A 17,986-nucleotide genomic window follows, 5' to 3' on the forward strand; every position below is an offset into this window, starting at 1 on the left:
ACAAACTAATAAATAAATGACTCAAAATATTGAAAAATTAAACTCGGTCCTCGGGTATGTTAAAGACACATTTGTTGGGAAAAATGATGTGGTAGATCTACTGGGAATCTGTCTGTTGGCAAGAGAAAATGCTTTTTTATACGGCCCTCCCGGAACAGCGAAATCTGCAATCGTAAGGACATTGGCGAAAACCGTAAAAGATGGAAAAAATTTCGAATATCTTCTGACAAGATTTACTGAGCCGAACGAAATTTTTGGCCCTTTCGACATTAGAAAATTGAAAGAAGGCGAATTATTGACCAATACTGAGGGGATGATGCCGGAAGCATCAATGGTTTTCCTGGATGAGATCTTCAATGCGAATTCTGCAATCCTGAACTCACTTTTGATGGCATTGAATGAAAAGATCTTCAAGAGAGGGAAAGAGACGAAGCATCTTCCCGCTTTGATGTTCGTGGGTGCAAGTAATGTCCTTCCCGAAGACGAAGCTTTGAATGCTTTGTTCGACCGTTTTCTAATCAGGATCAATGTGGGTTATGTTAATCCTGATCTGCTTCAACAAGTGCTTTTAGCAGGAAGAAAATTAGAAAATAATACTGAGACAGAAATTCCTGAAATTCTTTCGCACGAGATTAAAGAACTTCAGAACCTTTGTAAGACCATTGATTTGAAACCAATTTACGAAGTCTATCTGAATACGATCATCAATCTTAGAAATACAGGAATTGCGATCTCTGATCGTAGAGCTGTAAAGCTTCAAAACCTTATTGCGGCAAGTGCTTTGATCTGTGGCAGAAATGAAGCGATTCTATCCGATCTATGGGTATTGAAGCACATTTGGGATACCGAAGAACAGATTGAGATTCTTGAAGGAATCATCAATAGGACCATCGAAAAAGATGATGATCCAAACTCTCATCCTCAAGCTCTTCAAAACAAAACTCCGAATCCGGAAGAAGTCATGAAAGATGTAAAGATCTTGGTTGATAAATGGAATATTGGGAATCTGAGTTTTGAAGAACAAAATGTGATAAAAGACAAACTGAGATATCTGCAAACCCGTTGCGACTGGATCAGAAACCCGGAACAAAAACAATATATACAACAAGAAATCGAAAGTCTATGGCAAAAGATCCTTCAAACGGTTTAAAAGACTATTGGGCGGAAATTCCTCGTTCCGATGAAGATTTTTTGGGTTCTATCCGTGATTGGAACAATGTTCAGATCGCATTGGAAGAAGAGGTGATCTGGTTAAAGGGCTTTACTGATGAACAAGCAGTTTCGTCAGAAGTTCAGCAATTGCCAAACTTTTTATTGTATGAATCAAGAGAAGGTCTTCTGTTCCGGAAAGATGCCTTGGTTCCCAGTAAGAAAGTGAGAACAGCTTTGCTTTGGACGCCAATCAATAAAGCTTTGAAGCTGACCTTTCCAATTTCAAATAATAATTTTTTCGGGATTGAGGAAAAAGTTGAGGTCAAATTAAAAACAAGTGAAGAAGAACGACCGGCAGTTGCAATACTATGCCCGATAGTTGAAATTAAAGAAATCATCATTACCTTACCAAAATTCAAATTGGAAAAATTGGCTTGGATTGTCATTAATGATAAGGCATTGTTTATTGGAACCCCTTTGTTAAGTTTTCCCGGAAAAACATATTGGACGAAGGACGGACATCTTTTGCCAACAGGTTTTGATTTTGAATTTAAGAATCTGAGTTCATTATTACAGAAAAAATATAATGCAGATCAGGATCAATGGCTTTTATGGAACGAAGATGGAAGTTACTTGAACATCATCAGAAGTGACCTTCGAAAATTGTCCGTAAGCTCATTCCGTCTCACTGAAAAAGCGCAAGAATGGATCTAGTATCATATTTTCAGTCTTATGAAGATTATTTCTGGGAATGGGGAACAGATGAGGATATCCGTGATAGCACGGGCTATTCTGAGAATAATCTGATCTATATTCCCAATATAGGGACCATTGCGTACAGAGCTTATCTGATCGAGATATTGAAGGAATTAACAGATCAGGGTTTTCCGCCCTTTGGTTCTTTATTATTGGTTTTACATGCTGTTCAGGAGAATTATCTTAGCCTTGATGAAATTTTTCTTCAGATCAATAAGCCGGAAAATAAACTTCCGAAAAGAATCACTGATGATATAATTAGCACTGCTAAGTTTTTAGGCCATTTAAATGACTTAAAGCCTTCTCTTAAAAAAGGAGAGAACAAAATCATTCTTTTTAAAACTATTTTCAAAAACTGCCATCATCAGCTTTCAGAAGGTAATTCAAAATTGATCATAAAAATTTTTGAAAGAAATCCATGGAAATTGTCCGAGGCGGCACAACATATCCAACTCAATTTATCTGTCATTGACAGAGATATCAAAACTTTGGCATTGCTGCATGATAGATTTCCTACGACGGAATCCATCATCAATGCTATGAAAAACATAATTGATATTGATGATTTGCAAGACGAAGTTGTTGAAGAAGAAACAACAGTTGAAACGGATAAAGATTTTATTCAGGAATTGGTAGAAGACCCGAAGACTTTCCAGGTCGGAAGTCTCATTAAAAGAATCTGGAGCGGTCTGAAAATTCCGATGCGACATCTTTCGCCGGGCGAGCAACCGATTGGAGGTGTTTCCGATATGACGAACAAAGGTGATCTCAGCAGGATGCTCTTGTCTGAATTTGCCAATGAAGATGAGGTTTTTATGAATCGCGTGGCGAATAACGAAGCGCTGTATATCCAGCGGGAAATTCCGCCTGAGGAAAATATTTTCGAAAGGATTATTCTGATCGATACGTCGTTGCGGAATTGGGGAACTCCGAAGGTTTTGGCATTTGCATCGGCAATTGCTGTGGTCAAGCATCCGAAAGCTAATTCTGAATGTAAGGTTTTCGTGCTGGGACAAAACACGATTCCAATTTCTCTGGACAAAGTGGAGCAAGTTGTTGATCATCTCAATCAGGTAAGCCCTGTTTTGGATGCTTCAGATGCACTTCAGAAGTTTCTTGAGGAAGAGCGTACGGAAAAAGATCTGGAAGTATTCCTGATCACGAATCAGGACAATCTCTCAAATCCAAATCTTCAGAAAGTAATTCATGAAAATAGAGACCGACTGAAGTTTCTGGTAACGACTTCCGCAAATGGAGAACTTGATTTTTACAAACACCACAAAGGAGCGAGGAAACATATACAGAAAATTGTCCTTCCGCTTAAGGAATTGTGGGCAAATCCACCTCAAATAAAATCTAAAGGACAAAATAATAATAATTCCAAGAACAGCAAGAGAATCGATGTTCCCAAGAATTATCCGTTACTGTTCCCAACACCGAAAAACAAGATCACCACGTTTTTGTACGAAGGCGAATTCTATATTTTAAGCTCCAAAAAACAGCTGCTTAGGACTTATGTGTCCAGTAATTATTATAATAGAAATTATTACGAGCAATATAAGATCCACAGAGGCTGTGAAGTTTTGATGGAAAATATATCCGTAAAGCCAAAAGGAAAGTTTGCATTGGCAAGAAACAGACAACAGCAATTTATTCTTTGTCAATATCAGCCGGATAAGAAATTGGTCTCCAAACTCAATCTTAATACGAAAGAATATTCTGAGCTTAATGTCACCGGGCATCATATCCCGCTGAACTTCGAACCGATCTACTTCAACAGGGCTTTCTATCTTTATCAGGAAGATTTTCCTTCCGTTTTCAAATTAAATATAGATGGTGACCTTTCCATCGAAATGGTTAAAAATAATGATGATATTGCTAAAAATTTCAGGAAAGTTGAAGTAGAGATTAGCAAACAAATCCATAATGAGACCAAGATATTAAGTAGTTTTAATAATATCGGGATCAATATGGAAAACAACCTTGTCATTTCAAACTACGAACTGGCTGTGATGAATGATAATTCGTTGAAATTATTTAGAAATAGATTTCAAATCAAAATATCAGCTCAACAGAATAAAAACAAATTCGTATTTTCAGATGGTAGCGAGATCATAACAGACTCCCGAGGAATGTTGACTTTTACGAGTAGTAATAAAAATATTCCGGTCTTCTATATTCCGTCTTCGGAAGATGGTTTTTTGGCTCTGGCAACAGCCTATGAATTTGGTGGTTCAGAATATTACCTGCCAGAGTCCACAAAATTGAAAATAAGGGAAAGGGAAGAAATGTATTCAGAATATCTGGATGCTTATATAGATCAAATATTGGCTTATGGAACTGATCATTAAACCTTTTCCTGAAAACACCTATCCTAAAAGAGGAATTCTTATCAAGAGTCCTTCGCCCTTGGTATGGCTTTCTGAAATGGAGTTTTTAGGGATTGATATTGATCAGATAAAATCCTATGCAATTCCTTCAAATGAACCGAATATTTTATACGGCTGTCTTCTGGTCTTTGACAATTTGGCTCCAACAGAGATAGGTAAAAACTCTTATTTTCAATGTGTTAATAATAAATTGTTTATTCCGGAGAATACGATTTTTTACCCAAAAATAACTCAGGAAGACTGGCAAAATATCTACCACGACTTTATGGTCATGCACCCTGATTTTGGTTTGGTAAAATTGGCACAGCAGATAGATTGGGTTTCATTACTTCAGGATTCGCAAAAAAGTAATGATATTATAATAAAAGCTTCAAAAGGTGTTAAGGTTACTCAAAAAATAGAAAGCTTCACTGTCGAAATGAATGACGAGAAAATTCTCGAAGCACTTCAGAAACCACAGACCGAAGAAGAATGGATGAAGGATTTGCCTTTCGATCTGAAAAAGGTAATGGCAGGTAATAAAAAAGAAGTGGAAAAGTATCTGCAGTATTTAGAAAAATATCCGGACAGAGTTGCAGATCTTGGTGTTCCTCTTGATGTTGCCGGAACTTCACGAGGAGATGGCTGGTCAGATTTCAAATTTGGAAATAATTGGTTTAGCGGTATTTTGGGAAACAATAGAGACTCATCCGGCAAGGGTACCTTTGGTCCTGGATGGATAATCTTTGGCGTACTGATCATCTTGTCAATTATAAGGGCCAGCTTTAATTCGAATAAATTTGAAGCACCCGGACAATCTGCTGGTTCTTTACAGAATACTTCTGAAACCTATGGCGAACCACCACCACCGCCTCCTCCTGCTGTTACTATGGCATATAGATCTGGCGTTACAGATATCGATATGAAAATTGACTCGATGTATGGTGATAAAAGGCTAAAGCTAAATGCCGAACTTATGAAAGCATCGCTAAGCTTTAGTAATATCAATGAGAAAAGTTATAAGGATTATTTGAAGGAAGGTGGAAGGCCGATCAACGAAATTCAGTCTGATGTTTTTTCGCTTAATGAAAAAACAGATCTTGCCACAGATTCCTTAAAATTGGTTTACAGGAAGAAGATCATGAAATTTCTGGCTAAAAATGAAACGAAATATAAAAAGAAGATCAAAGATTCTCTAAATAAAACAGGCTCAGGAATACCTGCTGATCATGGCGTTATTTCAACGATATTAAAGAAAAAACAGCTTTTGGTTGAGGATTCTTTAGGACGACTTTATGGAACAAAAGAATATCAGGAACCTCAGATGTATTCTAAGAAAAATACAAAAATCCAAACATTGGACAGGGATGCAACTTCGGAAAAAGATATTTCATTTCTTGAGATCATCTATTTGATATTGGGTATCGTTGGGGCTGTAAGCGCATATTCTTATTTTTTCAGAAAGAAAACATTAAATATGGGTGGCGACAATATTCCTGTTGTGGTTAAGATTTTTTTGATGGTAATTCTTGTCGGGATGTTGGTCTATCTTTTTTATCCGGTCATCAAAATGTATGGCTATAATTTCTTCACATGGATCTTGATCATCTGTGTTGTGTTTTTATTATACTATCTTTTCAGTGAGGATAAAACCATTTTAAAATCCGATAAAGATGAATAAGCAGAAGTTTATAGATAAGTTTTTGGCTGCTTTTCTCATTTTGGCGGTTATAAAGATCATCAGTGTCTTGGCTCAGGTTCTCCAGGAAAGTTTTTGGGTGGCTATGGGAAGTTTATTTCTTGTGATTGTCGTTGTCATTATTTTATCTTTGGTAGTAGCGGCTTTAAAAAGTAAAGAAAATAGTTGGGGAAATTCTGGAGGTCGAAATTCACGCGGTGGCAGTGCGTATGTAGAGGGATCACTTTTTAACAGATTGCTCAGTAAGTATGAGGAACTTGCGCAAAGATATATTGATGAGAAGAATCATATCAAGGCAGCAAAGGTTTACATGAATTTGTTAAAAGATAATTATCGAGGTGCCAAAACCTTGGAAAATGGCGCACTATATAATGAAGCTGCCGTTATCTATCTTAAGAAATTGAACAATAGATCAGATGCCGCAAATTGTTACGAGAAAGCAAAACAATACAGGAAGGCAATAGATTTGCATAAAGAACTTGGAAACAAGGAAAAGGTAGGTGATCTTTATAAGGAGATCAATGATATTAAAAATTCAAATATCTATTATCAAATGGTTGTAGACGATTATGTAGACAACAATCAAATGGTAAAGGCTTCTCTGATCTATCGCAAAAAAATGGAAATGCCGGAAGAGGCACAGGCAATTTTGTTAAAAGGTTGGGAAGAAGACAAAGATGGATTTAATTGTCTTAATAATTATTTTGCCAATATCTTTGATGTTAAAATTTTGGATCGGAAGATCCAGGAATTATACCAGGATTTGGCTTCGGAGAAAAAGATGAATTATTTAAAAGCCATTAAAATTGAGTTTAATAAAGACCCGAAGCTCCAAGAAACAACAAGGAATATTGCATACGAAATAATTGCGGAAAAAGTGAATACCCACTCCGAAATCGTGAATGAATTAAAACATTTTAATCCTAATGATGAGGTAATATTAAAGGATATTTCCAGGTATAAAACAGGGAGGAACAAAATGTTTAGAAACTGATGTATTCAAAATTTAAAGAATAAAATTTATCTTTGCCTTAGAAAAATTATGACAAAACAAAGAGCACATATCAATGCTAATCTATGCGAAAGCCCATCAATAGATGGACTATTCGGATTTGAATGGATGATATGGAATGAGGCGAAATGTGCTAGCTTTGAAAATTATTTACTGTAAATTCGTAAAAATTTAATCAAAATACTACAGAAACGCCTCGATAATCGGGGCGTTTTTTATGTTTTTAGAGCAAAAATTATTTAGAATGAAAAAAAATAACCATAAAAATGAAAATAATTTAATTAAAGATGAACCAATAGTTAGAAAATAAAACGTGATAAGAAAGCCAATGAGAGACAGTCATTTAGGTAAAATAGATATCTGTAAAATATTACGGACAGGAATTCTCTGTTTTAAATTTAATATTTAATTAATTGATTTTCAGTGATTTATTTTGAAGGTAAATTTGTGAATTCAAAAAAAACATATTTACTTTGCAACCGAAAATTAAAACAACACGATTTTAATATTCCAAAAACATTTTAAAACAACAAGAATTATAATGAAACAATTACATCACATAGCTGATCAATATTCAAGACTGCACGGCGAAGAGCCGAAAGGATTGGTATGTATTCTTGGGAGTGAATTTGTGGAGAAAAGGTGCTTATATAAATGGGTCAGCTAATGGACTGACACGTCAAAAATATAGAGCGCCTCCCAAAAAGAGGCGCTTTTTTTATGGTTTCTTTAGCTTATTTGGTAAAGCATCGGTTTGTGGTACCGGAGAACAGGGTTCGATTCCCGGAGAAACCCAAGTATTCGTGAATACCATAAACGAAATATAAGATTAATGAACAATCCTTCTGAGATTACAAAAGATTCACGGAAAAAATTTGGCTACGACTGTCTCTCGGAAAAGAATTTTGAAGTGAATCTGAAAACTGGAAAGATAACGGTGGTTGTTTACCCGCCTTGGACGCGGGAGGTCATAGGTTCGAATCCTATTTTCCAGACAATTGCTCCATTCGTCTAATGGTTAGGACGTCTGCCTTTCGAGCAGAGAACAAGGGTTCGATTCCCTTATGGAGTACAATTAATTAATGTTAATTGTTTCAAAGAGAGAAAGAAAAGGTTTGTCAAGAGCAGGAGTTCTTTAAACAAAACACAAATTACAATAGACAGACTTTTTCTTAACTCGAAATTAAAATGTAATTGAGAAATCTATTATCGTTCATCGATTATTATTTATAAAACTGATGGTTCGCCGAAGTGGGAGAGTCGGGGCGGTCTGCAACACCGTTGTGAAAACTGAGTGGGTTCGAATCCCATCGCCATCTCAAATAATTAAAATGAGATTAGTTCCGAAGAAAAAGTGAAGTTTGTCGAGCGCAGAAGTTCTTACATCAAACCAAAAATTACAGACAGGCTTTATTTTTCTTCAAAAAAATAGTTGGATAAAATTACTTATCAACTTTCAATCTGCGGGGATGGCGGAACTGGCAGACGCACTTGATTTAGGTTCAAGAAATTGAGGGTTCGACTCCCTCTCTCCGTACTTCAATTTAACAATTAAACAAAACAAATTCAAAAATGTAGAAAAAATGGAAACGCAACAACAACTATGGCAGAATATGACTGGAAAGATTTTCCAAAACGCTATCACGACATTGGTAGAAGAAGCCATCATCCGCGAACTAGCCAACGGACACCGACTGAAAGTTTGTGTGGGTTCAGATTCTCACGTTTACGGTAATACAATCAGTTATGCAACGGCAGTTGTTGTTATTCGTGAGGGAAAAGGAGCGTTTACATTTATCAGAAAACAAAGAGAAATTCAAACAATCAGTATCAAAGAACGAATGCTGAACGAGGTTAACAAATCTGTAGAAATCGCTTACACAATCTGTTCTATTTTGGAAACTTATAATGTGGAAATGGAAGTTCACGCCGATATCAACACAGACCCAGACTTCAAATCCAATGTCGCTTTGAAAGATGCAATGGGCTACATTTTGGGAATGGGCTACACTTTTAAGGCAAAACCATTTGCATTCGCAAGTTCCAACTGTGCTGATATGATGGTATAACAATAAATTTAATAACTATGAAAACAACAGATAAAATATTAATTATAGACCTCGAAGCCACGTGTTGGAATGACCGACCGCCGAGAGGACAGGAAAGTGAAATCATAGAAATCGGAGTTTGTATTATGGATACAAAAACTGGTAAGATTTCGCAAAACGAGGGAATTTTAGTAAAACCTCAATACTCAAAAGTGAGTCCGTTTTGTACGGAACTGACTTCCATTACACAAGAAATGCTTGATGAAGAAGGTGTTTTGCTGGAAGATGCTCTAGGTATTCTAAGAGAAAATTATGAATCCGAGGATTTGACTTGGGCAAGCTATGGAAACTACGATTTGAATATGCTTCAAAATCAGGCAAGAAAATTCAAGGCTGATTATCCTTTGAGCTATGACCACATTAATGTGAAAACTTTATTCGCTGAACTGCATCCAATCAGAAAAAGTGTAGGAATGGATAGGGCATTGAAAGAATTGAAATTCCCTTTGGAAGGAATCCATCACAGAGGAGTTGATGATGTGAAGAATATCGCCAAGATTCTATTTTGGTGCCTGCAAAGAGCTTAATTGCAAAAAACATCAAAATTTTTAGTAATTAATTTTACTACGCAAGAACATTGCGCAATTAGGTTTTTACTTTGCATCAGAAATAAGAGAGAATTGATAATCCTCCAAAATGTTTTAACAATAAAAACAGTAATTATGAAATTTAATTTTTTAAGAAAATCAAATAGAGTAGTAACCAACTACGAAGGTGCAGAGGCTTACACAATGACGCCTGCAGAAGAACTATACAGTGCTGTTGTTACAACAGGATTATCAAACGCAACCTATGAAAAAGGAAATGACAGATTGGCGAGAATCCAATCTCTGATTCAGAAAAACGACCCGGATTTCGTTGCGAAATTGGCGGTTTATGCAAGAAAAGATATGTATTTGCGTTCGATTCCATTGGTGTTGACAACTGAATTGGCAAAACAAGCTTCAGGTACAGACTTGGTAAGCAAAACAATTGACGGCGTTATCCAAAGAGCTGACGAAATCACAGAATTGTTGGCGTATTATCAATTGGCAAACGAAAGAACCGAAACGAAAAAACTGAACAGGCTTTCAAAACAAATCCAAAAAGGTTTGGTGAAATCTTTCAACAAATTTGATGAATACCAGTTCGCAAAATACAACAGAAAAGCGGAAGTAACTTTGAAAGATGCTTTGTTCTTGGTTCACCCAAAAGCAAAAGATGAAAATCAACAAGCAATTTTCAACAAAATCATAAACGACTCGTTGGAAACACCTTACACTTGGGAAGTTGAACTTTCGGCTTTGGGTCAGACTAAATTTGCCGATGATGCAGAAAGAAAATCAGCTTTCAAAAACAAATGGGAAGAACTGATTTTCAGCAGCAAATTGGGTTATATGGCAACATTGAGAAACCTTAGAAATATCTTGGAGGCCAACGTTTCTTCCGATGCGATTTATAAAGTTTGCAATTATTTGTCGGATGAAAAAGCGGTTATAAACTCAAAACAATTGCCATTCAGGTTTTTGTCGGCGTACAGGGAATTGAAAAACAGCGATTCAAAATACACTTCGTCGATCTTGGAAGCATTGGAAGATGCGGTAATGGTGAGTGCAAAAAACATCAGAGGATTTGGCTTCGAAAGTTCGGTGGTGATTGCGACAGACGTTTCCGGTTCGATGCAGAAAGCAATTTCTCCAAAATCTAAAGTATTGTTGTACGATATCGGTCTGCTGATGGCGATGATGTTGCAGTCGCAGTGCAAAAACGTGATTACAGGTATGTTTGGTGACATTTGGAAAATAGTTCCGATGCCGAAAAATGGTATCCTGAGAAACGTAGATGCGTTTTACAAAAGAGAAGGTGAAGTTGGTTATTCCACAAACGGTTATCTTGTGATCGAGGATTTAATCAGAAGAAATGAAAAAGTGGACAAAGTAATGTTATTTACCGATACTCAATTGTGGAACAGCAACGTAACCAATGATTCTTTTGAATATTCCTGGAATCGATATAAAAAAATCAATCCAAATGCGAAATTGTATATTTTTGATTTGGCAGGTTACGGAAAACAGTCGTTGGATGTCAGAAAAAATGATGTTTATCTTATCGCTGGCTGGTCCGACAAAATCTTCGATGTACTGAATGCTTTGGAAGACCGAAAATCTGCAGTAGAAATGATTAAAAAAGTGGTGCTGTAAAAGGCAGTGCTTTAATAACCACTATTTTTAGGAGCTTAATCCCGCTTTCCACTATATCTTTTTCTTTTTTGAGAAAAAAGAAAAAGGATGCCGTTGCAATCGGGGCTATAAATAAAAACTACAAAAATGAAAAATATAACTTTAGATTTTATAAAAGGAATTTTATATGCATATGCAGACTTAAATACTCCAAATAGTAATTTATCTTATGAATATGAAATAATCGAAATGGAATTAGAAAAAGATGAATCTATTTTTTTTAGAAATCAATTTCAACTTCCAGAAGAATGTTTGTTTATTATTAAGGATATTAACTTTGAAGAATTTCAAAAGTCTCTAAATAATTGGTTCTTCAAAAATGGTGAAATTCTTAATTTAAAAATCAATGAAAGAAGAGAAGATAATTACATCAAATTATTTTTCAATAACTTAAATGATTTGATATGTATTAAAGATATTAAAACAGTGGAATTTAGCCATACCAATGAAGTGTATTATGAATTAGGAATTTATTATGAATATTTTTTCATAGAAGGAGATAAGAATAAATATCTTATCTATTTTAAATATGAAGATTAATAAAAAACAAACCGATGCCGTAAGAAAAGAAATCCTTCGACTTCCAATTGAAAAATGAGTCTTTTCGCAAATTGCTCGGTTTAAATTAGCCAATGTCGTATATAAGAGTTTCTTCGACCAATTAGAATTTGAACTATGTTCATAAAGAACTCTTAGCTTATTACTTGGTTTTATAAAATAAAAACAATAACCATAAAAACTTAAAAAAGTAAGTCTCTGTTTGATTTTTTACCTTACTTCAAAAACCATCGATGCCGTAAAAAAAGAGTTACTTCGATTTTCCATTGAACTAAAAAAGCTCTTTTTGCAACTTGCTCGATTTTTTTAAAATAAAATGATCAAGTGTCGTCTTAGAGTCATACTTCGATATCCAACCATTATGTCGCAGGTTCGATTCCTGCCTTTTCTCTCATAAAGGAAAAGTAGCTCAGTTGGTAGAGCAAATGAAAGACTCTATAATTTATTACCTTGATCTAAATAAAAAATATTTTTTGTAGCCTCACCAAGAATCGAACTTGGATCTAAAGTTTAGGAAACTTCTATTCTATCCGTTGAACTATGAGGCCATCAATAAGATTACAAAAATAATCAATTTTCGTAGGTCTCGAAAGTTCCGTCCTGATAAAAAAATACAATTCGTCTAATTTTTTTAGATGAATTTTCTTGCTTTTTATCAAAATTCTCTAATGGCTGAGAATCCGCTAAAATATTTTTTCCTGACATTGGCTTAGAAATATCAGATTCTCGCGGTTTTGATTTTTCAGGTTTATCTTCATTTTCAGTCATTCCAAAATTATCATCATTGATCAAAGAGAAAAGATCTGGCAATGATGATTTCTTCTTTTCGACAATTTCCGGCTTTTCTTCAATAATAGGTTCAGCTGTCTTTTCCGAGATAAGCATTTCACCTTGCCCATTTATCAGCCAATCCCATTCGATATCGGGAAAAGCAACTTTGATTTTGGTAATGAAATCCAAAGACGGTTTGTTCCTCCCGGAAATAATATGAGAAATACTTGAACGCTGAACATTGATCTCTTCTGCAAATTCTGCAGGAGATAACTTTGAATATTCGATTACTTTTGTAATTCTATAGTTAAAATCCATATTACAAATGTAATAAAACTAAATTTATTATCATTTACAATTGTAATAGAACTTGTTTACTTTTGTAACAATGCTTGATTAATGTATAATTATTTGATATATAATTGATTATAGTCATAATTGTTAGTAAAGCAATATTATTTCTCATTTATAAGTATTCGTGATAAACCAGATGTGGAAAACATATAGGTTGTAAGAATCTAATTCATATCTACAGGCATATTTTTTAATTAATAAATATAAAAATAGATTTAAATTAAGATTGTTATAATATTTAAAATCAATAAATTAATATTAACAAATTTTGAACTATTTTGTAAATAATAGTAATTAGTTAAATAATAGAGGTCTAAGTTCTTATACTTGATATTCCACATTAACTACATGTATTTTCTATTGATTGGTTATTACTTCGTTAGATCTATTTTTTCTATCTAAATAGAAATCAAGTATCAAAGGACTTTATATATTCATTTTTTTTAATTATTATTTGAATAGAGCAGGGAAGTGTTGAGTAGAATTAGTCATTTCTGAATAATTCTGTTTAACATAATTGTTTATTAAATATAGAACATTGAAAATTATGAAAAATAGGGGAGTTGACTGTAATTTAGACGTTTATACATCTGTAAAAAATCAATATTCTTCTTTAGATTTATGTTTAATGATTTGACAAACAGATGAAACAAACGGACACAAAATCATATTCAAGTAAATTTGTAAAATAACTTTACTTAAATATTATAAATAACTGATATTTAATTTATTATAATTTTTGAATAATGATAATGTAATCCACAAAAAAATCAACAGACAAATTGGCAATATACGTTGTTTAGTTGTTTTACAAATGTAATTTGGTTTTATATATGATTAAACCTTATTTTTGGGCAAAATCAAAAAGTCGAAATGAATTTCAGTTTTCCATATTTTAAGAATGTAAATTTCCCTGAACGCTATATTTCCCCTGAAAAATTATTTTCTTATCTACAGAGCAATTACAGCGATTATATAAAAGAGGTCGGAAGATCCAGTTTGGGGAAACCTATCTATATGATGACTTTAGGAAATGGCAAAACTAGAGTTACCGCATGGTCACAAATGCATGGTAACGAATCTACCGCAACACTGGCAATGCTGGACTTGTTATCAATCTGGGAAAAACATCCGGAACTCAAAGAAAAGCTTTTGGATTCGATTCAATTGGATTTCATCTTTATGCTGAATCCTGATGGTTCTGAGGTCTGGACAAGAAGGAATGCTTTTGATATTGATATCAATAGAGACTATTTGAGAATGTCCAGCGTTGAAATGAAAATCCTGAAATCTGTGGTTCTAGAAGGAAATTACGATTATGCACTTAATCTCCATGATCAGCGTACGATCTTCACAACGGATGGCGAACATCCTGCAACCTTATCATTTCTGGCCCCATCGGAAAATATAGAAAGAACGGTTACGGAAAACAGGAAAAAAAGTATGGCTGTCATTGCTGCGATCTACCTTCAGATGAAGCAAATCCTACCGAACAGAATCGCCAAATACACAGATGAATTTTATCCGACATCCAGTGGCGATAATTTTATGAAGGCCGGCGTTACACCGATTTTATTTGAAGGCGGTTTTTTCGAAAATGATCTGGACAGAGAAAAAACCAGAGAGTTTTACACACATGCTCTATATTTTGCCTTGAAAGCGATCTCGGTGCTTAAAGGTGATACTTATAGTTATGAAACTTATTTTGACATTCCGCAAAATAAAGAAACCCATTTTGATCTTATTTATAGAAATGTCAAGCTTAACACAGATTTTGAATGTATTCTGGATATCGCTGTGCAATACAGAGAAATTCTGGACAGCAATAAAAATTTGACTTATCAGCCATACGTTGTTGAAGTTGGCGATCTGAATCATAAAAAAGGCTGGACAGAAATCGACTGTATGGATAAGAAATTTGTTTCTGTCAAAAGATTTCCAAAGCTGGATGCTTTAGTAGATTTTAAAATCGAATAAATTTTCAATAAACAGCATATTATAATCACTTGATAAGATATGAGTTATATACTCTATTTAACATAATATAAATTATAGGACATTTTAGGATTGCTGAAAAAGGAGAGATATACCTCTATTTCAGACGAATATTTTGGTATAATATTTTCTAAATTCATTCTATCCCAAAATAAACTATTATGAAAAATTTATTTATAGTTCTTTCAGGAATCATTCTTTTAATTTCCTGTGAAAAAAACGACGGCAAACAATCCCACGTCGAAAATCGAAAACCTGATACGCTGGCTATTCCAAATCAAGAAAAAAATGTTATCCCAGAAGCTGAAAATGTTGATTATTGCTATCTGAATGTTCTGGCTAAGGATTCCATGTTCATGACTTACAGAGTTACCAATGGCATTGTTAAAGGAAAACTGAAATATAAAAACTTTGAGAAAGATTCGTCTTTCGGAGAAATTACAGGAACTATTTCCGCAGATACATTAAAAGTAAATTATAAGTTTGTTTCTGAAGGTGTTACAAGTGAACGAGAAATTTATTTCTTACAAGATAGCGGCGTTTTATTGGAAGGAATTGGAAATTATGCGGACAATAATTCTGCAAAACTCGTTTATCGATCACCAAAAGCGATCAATTATTCCACAGGACGCAGACTGAACCCGGTTGATTGTAAATCAATTAAATAAAAACAGCAGCTGATCAGCTGCTGTTCATACCCTTAAAAATATATAATTTATAAAACTATAGTCTGTATAGAATGTGCCGGTGCAGACAGTTTGGATGATTTTCCTTCGATCCAGAGATTGAAATCTGTATCTGCATCGCCTTCGTTCATTACGATTACCACCAATTCCCCATTTTCATTCATAAAGCTTGTTGACAAAAGGAAATCTTTATTAGTTGAAGTTCCGATTCTTTGTGCATTTGGTTTTACATATTTTGAAATGTGTCCGATGTAGTAATACTCATAAGTATAGTGCAGCTCCCCTGTTCTCGTATCCGCGATAATTGGCGCAAAACATAGATTATTGGCATGATTCGGGCCGCCTTTTTCATCCAAAAGAATGTTCCAGTCTGTCCACGCTGCAGTTCCTTTGTTAAAATCATTGATCATATTTCTTCCGTAAAGCTCACCCAGACTTACATCGTAAATTTTATTAAAATCGAATTGTTCCTTGCAGCCTTCCGTAAAGATCAGAAATTTATCCGGAAAAGCTCTTTGAGTTTCAGCCAGATTATCGAATAATTGAGATTTGTTATTCCACGTCTCATACCAGTGATAACCTATTCCGGAAGCGTATTTGGATGTTTCGGGATCTTGTAAGGTTGTAGTTGCCCTCTGATAGATCAGATCCCTGTTATGGTCCCAGATAATTACTTTTTTGTCTTTGTAACCATTTTTCCAAAGTGTCGGTCCAAGATTTTCTCTAAGGAATTTTCCCTCTTCATCAGCTGTATAAATACAAGATTCCCAGGTCTGTGTTGCCATTGGCTCGTTTTGAACCGTTAATCCCCAGATTGGAATATTTCTCTTTTCATATTCCTGAATGAATTTAACATAATAATTTGCCCAAACCTGGTAATAATTATCCAATAATCTTCCACCTTTCAACATACTGTTATTCGATTTCATCCAAGCTGGCGGACTCCACGGACTGAAATAGAACCTGAAATCCTTCGGATCAATTTCTTTCTGAGCCAATTTGATCAGAGGAATTTTGAACTTCTCATCGTGCTTTATGTCAAAGGAATTCAGAGAGGTATCATTATCTTTTACGTATGTATAATTGTCGCTTGAGAAATCGCACGAGTTCATATTGGTTCTCACAAGATTGTAGCCAATTCCGGATTTGCCATAATAAGCTTCTATGAATTCTTTCTGTTTATTCTTTGGCAACTTGGCGAAAATCTCTGCTGATGCATCTGTAATGGCACCTCCGATTCCGATCAATTTCTGATATTTGAAATCCGGGTCAACAAAAACACAAACATCGGTTTCTTTTGGCTGAGGAAAGTCTACGAATTTTGCGTTCCCCTTTTTGGCAAATTTTTCATTGTTTTTTTGAGAAGTAATGATAATTCTCCCCTCTTTTATGCCATTTTTCCAGTAATTCTGTGCATTGCAATTAATGATAATTCCTGTCATAAAACAAGATATGATCAATCTTTTCATTCGTTGATATTCTAAATTAATAGAATTTTTTATTTGTTAATTATTTAATTTATAGATTCTTACATAATCAATCAAGAACTTCTGAGGATAGATTCCGGAATTTACACCTTCTTTTCCACCCCAATTTCCACCAACAGCCTGATTCAGGATCAGGTAGAATGGTTGGTCAAATGGCCAGGCATCATAGGTTTTTTCTGTATTGATGTAAGTAAAGTATTTCTTGTCATCCACATACATCTCGATTTTCTCAGGCGTCCAATCTGCTCTGTAAACATGGAACTCACTTGTTGCGTCCTTTATAATGATCGTATCAGTTTTCTGAGTTCCGATAACGTGATTATATTTTTTGGTGTGAACCGAAGCGTGGATAAAACCCTCGTTATAGCCAACATGTTCCATAATATCGATTTCCCCATCATCCGGCCATTTTTTGATGTTCTCGCTCAACATCCATATTGCCGGCCAGGTTCCCTTCCCTTTTGGTAATTTTGCTCGTACTTCCACACTTCCATATTTGAAAGGAAAAGTTTCCTTGGTTACTAACTTTGCAGAAGTGTAATCATTCTTTTCCCATTTTTCTTTTCTGGCTTCTATAACGAGTTTCCCATCCTCGATCCTTGCATTTTCCTTTCGGTCTTTAGTATAAAATTGAAGTTCATTATTCCCGAAACCGTTGCCTCCAACCTCAAAAGTCCATTTTGATGGATCGATAGACTTTTCATTGAACTCATCCTGGAAAATCAAAACCCGTTTTTCCTTTGCCACAGAACAAGAAATCGCAATTGATAATAAAACGATACCAGAAATTGAAACGATGTTTTTCATTACTAATGAATAT

The 17,986-nt window shown here is 34.7% G+C and carries 14 protein-coding genes and 6 tRNA genes; 16 read left to right on the forward strand and 4 right to left on the reverse strand.

Translation table 11 applies throughout. The features are described from left to right. Window positions 1–16: 16 nt before the first annotated feature. The 14 genes from K319_RS0102330 to K319_RS0102395 all read left to right on the forward strand — a co-directional run bounded on the left by K319_RS0102330 (window position 17) and on the right by K319_RS0102395 (window position 11,855). Window positions 17–1,150 (forward strand): AAA family ATPase, encoded by a 1,134-nt coding sequence (locus K319_RS0102330; protein ID WP_027382152.1) that lies wholly within the window; start codon window positions 17–19, stop codon window positions 1,148–1,150. Next, window positions 1,123–1,866 (forward strand): hypothetical protein, encoded by a 744-nt coding sequence (locus K319_RS0102335; protein ID WP_027382153.1) that lies wholly within the window; start codon window positions 1,123–1,125, stop codon window positions 1,864–1,866. Before K319_RS0102330 ends, K319_RS0102335 begins: the two co-directional genes overlap by 28 nt. Further along, window positions 1,857–4,259, forward strand: a complete 2,403-nt coding sequence (locus K319_RS0102340) for a hypothetical protein (protein WP_027382154.1) — start codon at window positions 1,857–1,859, stop codon at window positions 4,257–4,259. The genes K319_RS0102335 and K319_RS0102340 overlap by 10 nt, the downstream gene beginning before the upstream one ends. After that, window positions 4,243–5,958, forward strand: a complete 1,716-nt coding sequence (locus K319_RS0102345; RefSeq protein WP_027382155.1) for a hypothetical protein — start codon at window positions 4,243–4,245, stop codon at window positions 5,956–5,958. Before K319_RS0102340 ends, K319_RS0102345 begins: the two co-directional genes overlap by 17 nt. Next, a complete protein-coding gene (locus K319_RS0102350; protein ID WP_027382156.1) occupies window positions 5,951–6,970 on the forward strand; it encodes a hypothetical protein in 1,020 nt (339 codons plus the stop codon). The genes K319_RS0102345 and K319_RS0102350 overlap by 8 nt, the downstream gene beginning before the upstream one ends. 740 nt (window positions 6,971–7,710) lie before the next feature. Then, a tRNA-His gene (locus tag K319_RS0102360) sits at window positions 7,711–7,783 on the forward strand. A 128-nt stretch (window positions 7,784–7,911) separates the two neighbouring features. Next, window positions 7,912–7,983 (forward strand) — tRNA-Pro (locus tag K319_RS21465). Between the two features lie 5 nt (window positions 7,984–7,988). Next, window positions 7,989–8,060 (forward strand) — tRNA-Glu (locus K319_RS0102370). A gap of 165 nt (window positions 8,061–8,225) precedes the next feature. Continuing rightward, window positions 8,226–8,307: transfer RNA gene (locus tag K319_RS21470), tRNA-Cys, on the forward strand. A gap of 144 nt (window positions 8,308–8,451) precedes the next feature. Continuing rightward, window positions 8,452–8,525, forward strand: a tRNA-Leu gene (locus tag K319_RS0102375). Window positions 8,526–8,571: 46 nt separating this feature from the next. Beyond that, the gene (locus tag K319_RS0102380) at window positions 8,572–9,057 is read left to right on the forward strand and encodes a ribonuclease H-like YkuK family protein (RefSeq protein WP_027382159.1); all 486 of its coding nucleotides are present in this window, start codon (window positions 8,572–8,574) and stop codon (window positions 9,055–9,057) included. A gap of 17 nt (window positions 9,058–9,074) precedes the next feature. Beyond that, complete coding sequence (locus tag K319_RS0102385) at window positions 9,075–9,623, forward strand: 3'-5' exonuclease (protein ID WP_027382160.1); 549 nt, start codon at window positions 9,075–9,077, stop codon at window positions 9,621–9,623. A 135-nt stretch (window positions 9,624–9,758) separates the two neighbouring features. Beyond that, a complete protein-coding gene (locus K319_RS0102390) occupies window positions 9,759–11,276 on the forward strand; it encodes a TROVE domain-containing protein (protein ID WP_027382161.1) in 1,518 nt (505 codons plus the stop codon). Between the two features lie 126 nt (window positions 11,277–11,402). Continuing rightward, window positions 11,403–11,855: a hypothetical protein gene (locus K319_RS0102395; RefSeq protein ID WP_027382162.1), complete on the forward strand. Its 453-nt coding sequence runs from the start codon at window positions 11,403–11,405 to the stop codon at window positions 11,853–11,855. A 494-nt stretch (window positions 11,856–12,349) separates the two neighbouring features. Here K319_RS0102395 and K319_RS0102400 read toward each other — a convergent pair. Next, a tRNA-Arg gene (locus tag K319_RS0102400) sits at window positions 12,350–12,421 on the reverse strand. A gap of 22 nt (window positions 12,422–12,443) precedes the next feature. Continuing rightward, window positions 12,444–12,962, reverse strand: coding sequence for a helix-turn-helix domain-containing protein (locus K319_RS0102405; RefSeq protein WP_027382163.1), 519 nt, complete (start codon window positions 12,960–12,962; stop codon window positions 12,444–12,446). 909 nt (window positions 12,963–13,871) lie between these two features. On the opposite strand from K319_RS0102405, the gene K319_RS0102410 reads away from it, so the two are divergent. Both K319_RS0102410 and K319_RS0102415 read left to right on the forward strand, forming a co-directional pair. Then, window positions 13,872–14,975: a M14 family zinc carboxypeptidase gene (locus K319_RS0102410; protein WP_027382164.1), complete on the forward strand. Its 1,104-nt coding sequence runs from the start codon at window positions 13,872–13,874 to the stop codon at window positions 14,973–14,975. A gap of 179 nt (window positions 14,976–15,154) precedes the next feature. Next, window positions 15,155–15,661 carry a hypothetical protein gene (locus K319_RS0102415; protein ID WP_027382165.1) on the forward strand — a complete coding sequence of 169 codons (507 nt, stop codon included), beginning with the start codon at window positions 15,155–15,157 and terminating at the stop codon, window positions 15,659–15,661. A 47-nt stretch (window positions 15,662–15,708) separates the two neighbouring features. On the opposite strand, the gene K319_RS0102420 is transcribed toward K319_RS0102415, so the two are convergent. Together K319_RS0102420 and K319_RS0102425 are read right to left on the reverse strand one after the other, a co-directional pair. Next, window positions 15,709–17,148, reverse strand: a complete 1,440-nt coding sequence (locus K319_RS0102420) for a glycoside hydrolase family 30 protein (protein ID WP_027382166.1) — start codon at window positions 17,146–17,148, stop codon at window positions 15,709–15,711. A gap of 36 nt (window positions 17,149–17,184) precedes the next feature. Next, complete coding sequence (locus K319_RS0102425) at window positions 17,185–17,973, reverse strand: glycoside hydrolase family 16 protein (protein ID WP_034671269.1); 789 nt, start codon at window positions 17,971–17,973, stop codon at window positions 17,185–17,187. Window positions 17,974–17,986 lie beyond the last annotated feature (13 nt).

It is taken from the genome of Epilithonimonas caeni DSM 17710 (genome assembly GCF_000426465.1).
In the GTDB taxonomy this organism is placed as follows: domain Bacteria; phylum Bacteroidota; class Bacteroidia; order Flavobacteriales; family Weeksellaceae; genus Epilithonimonas; species Epilithonimonas caeni.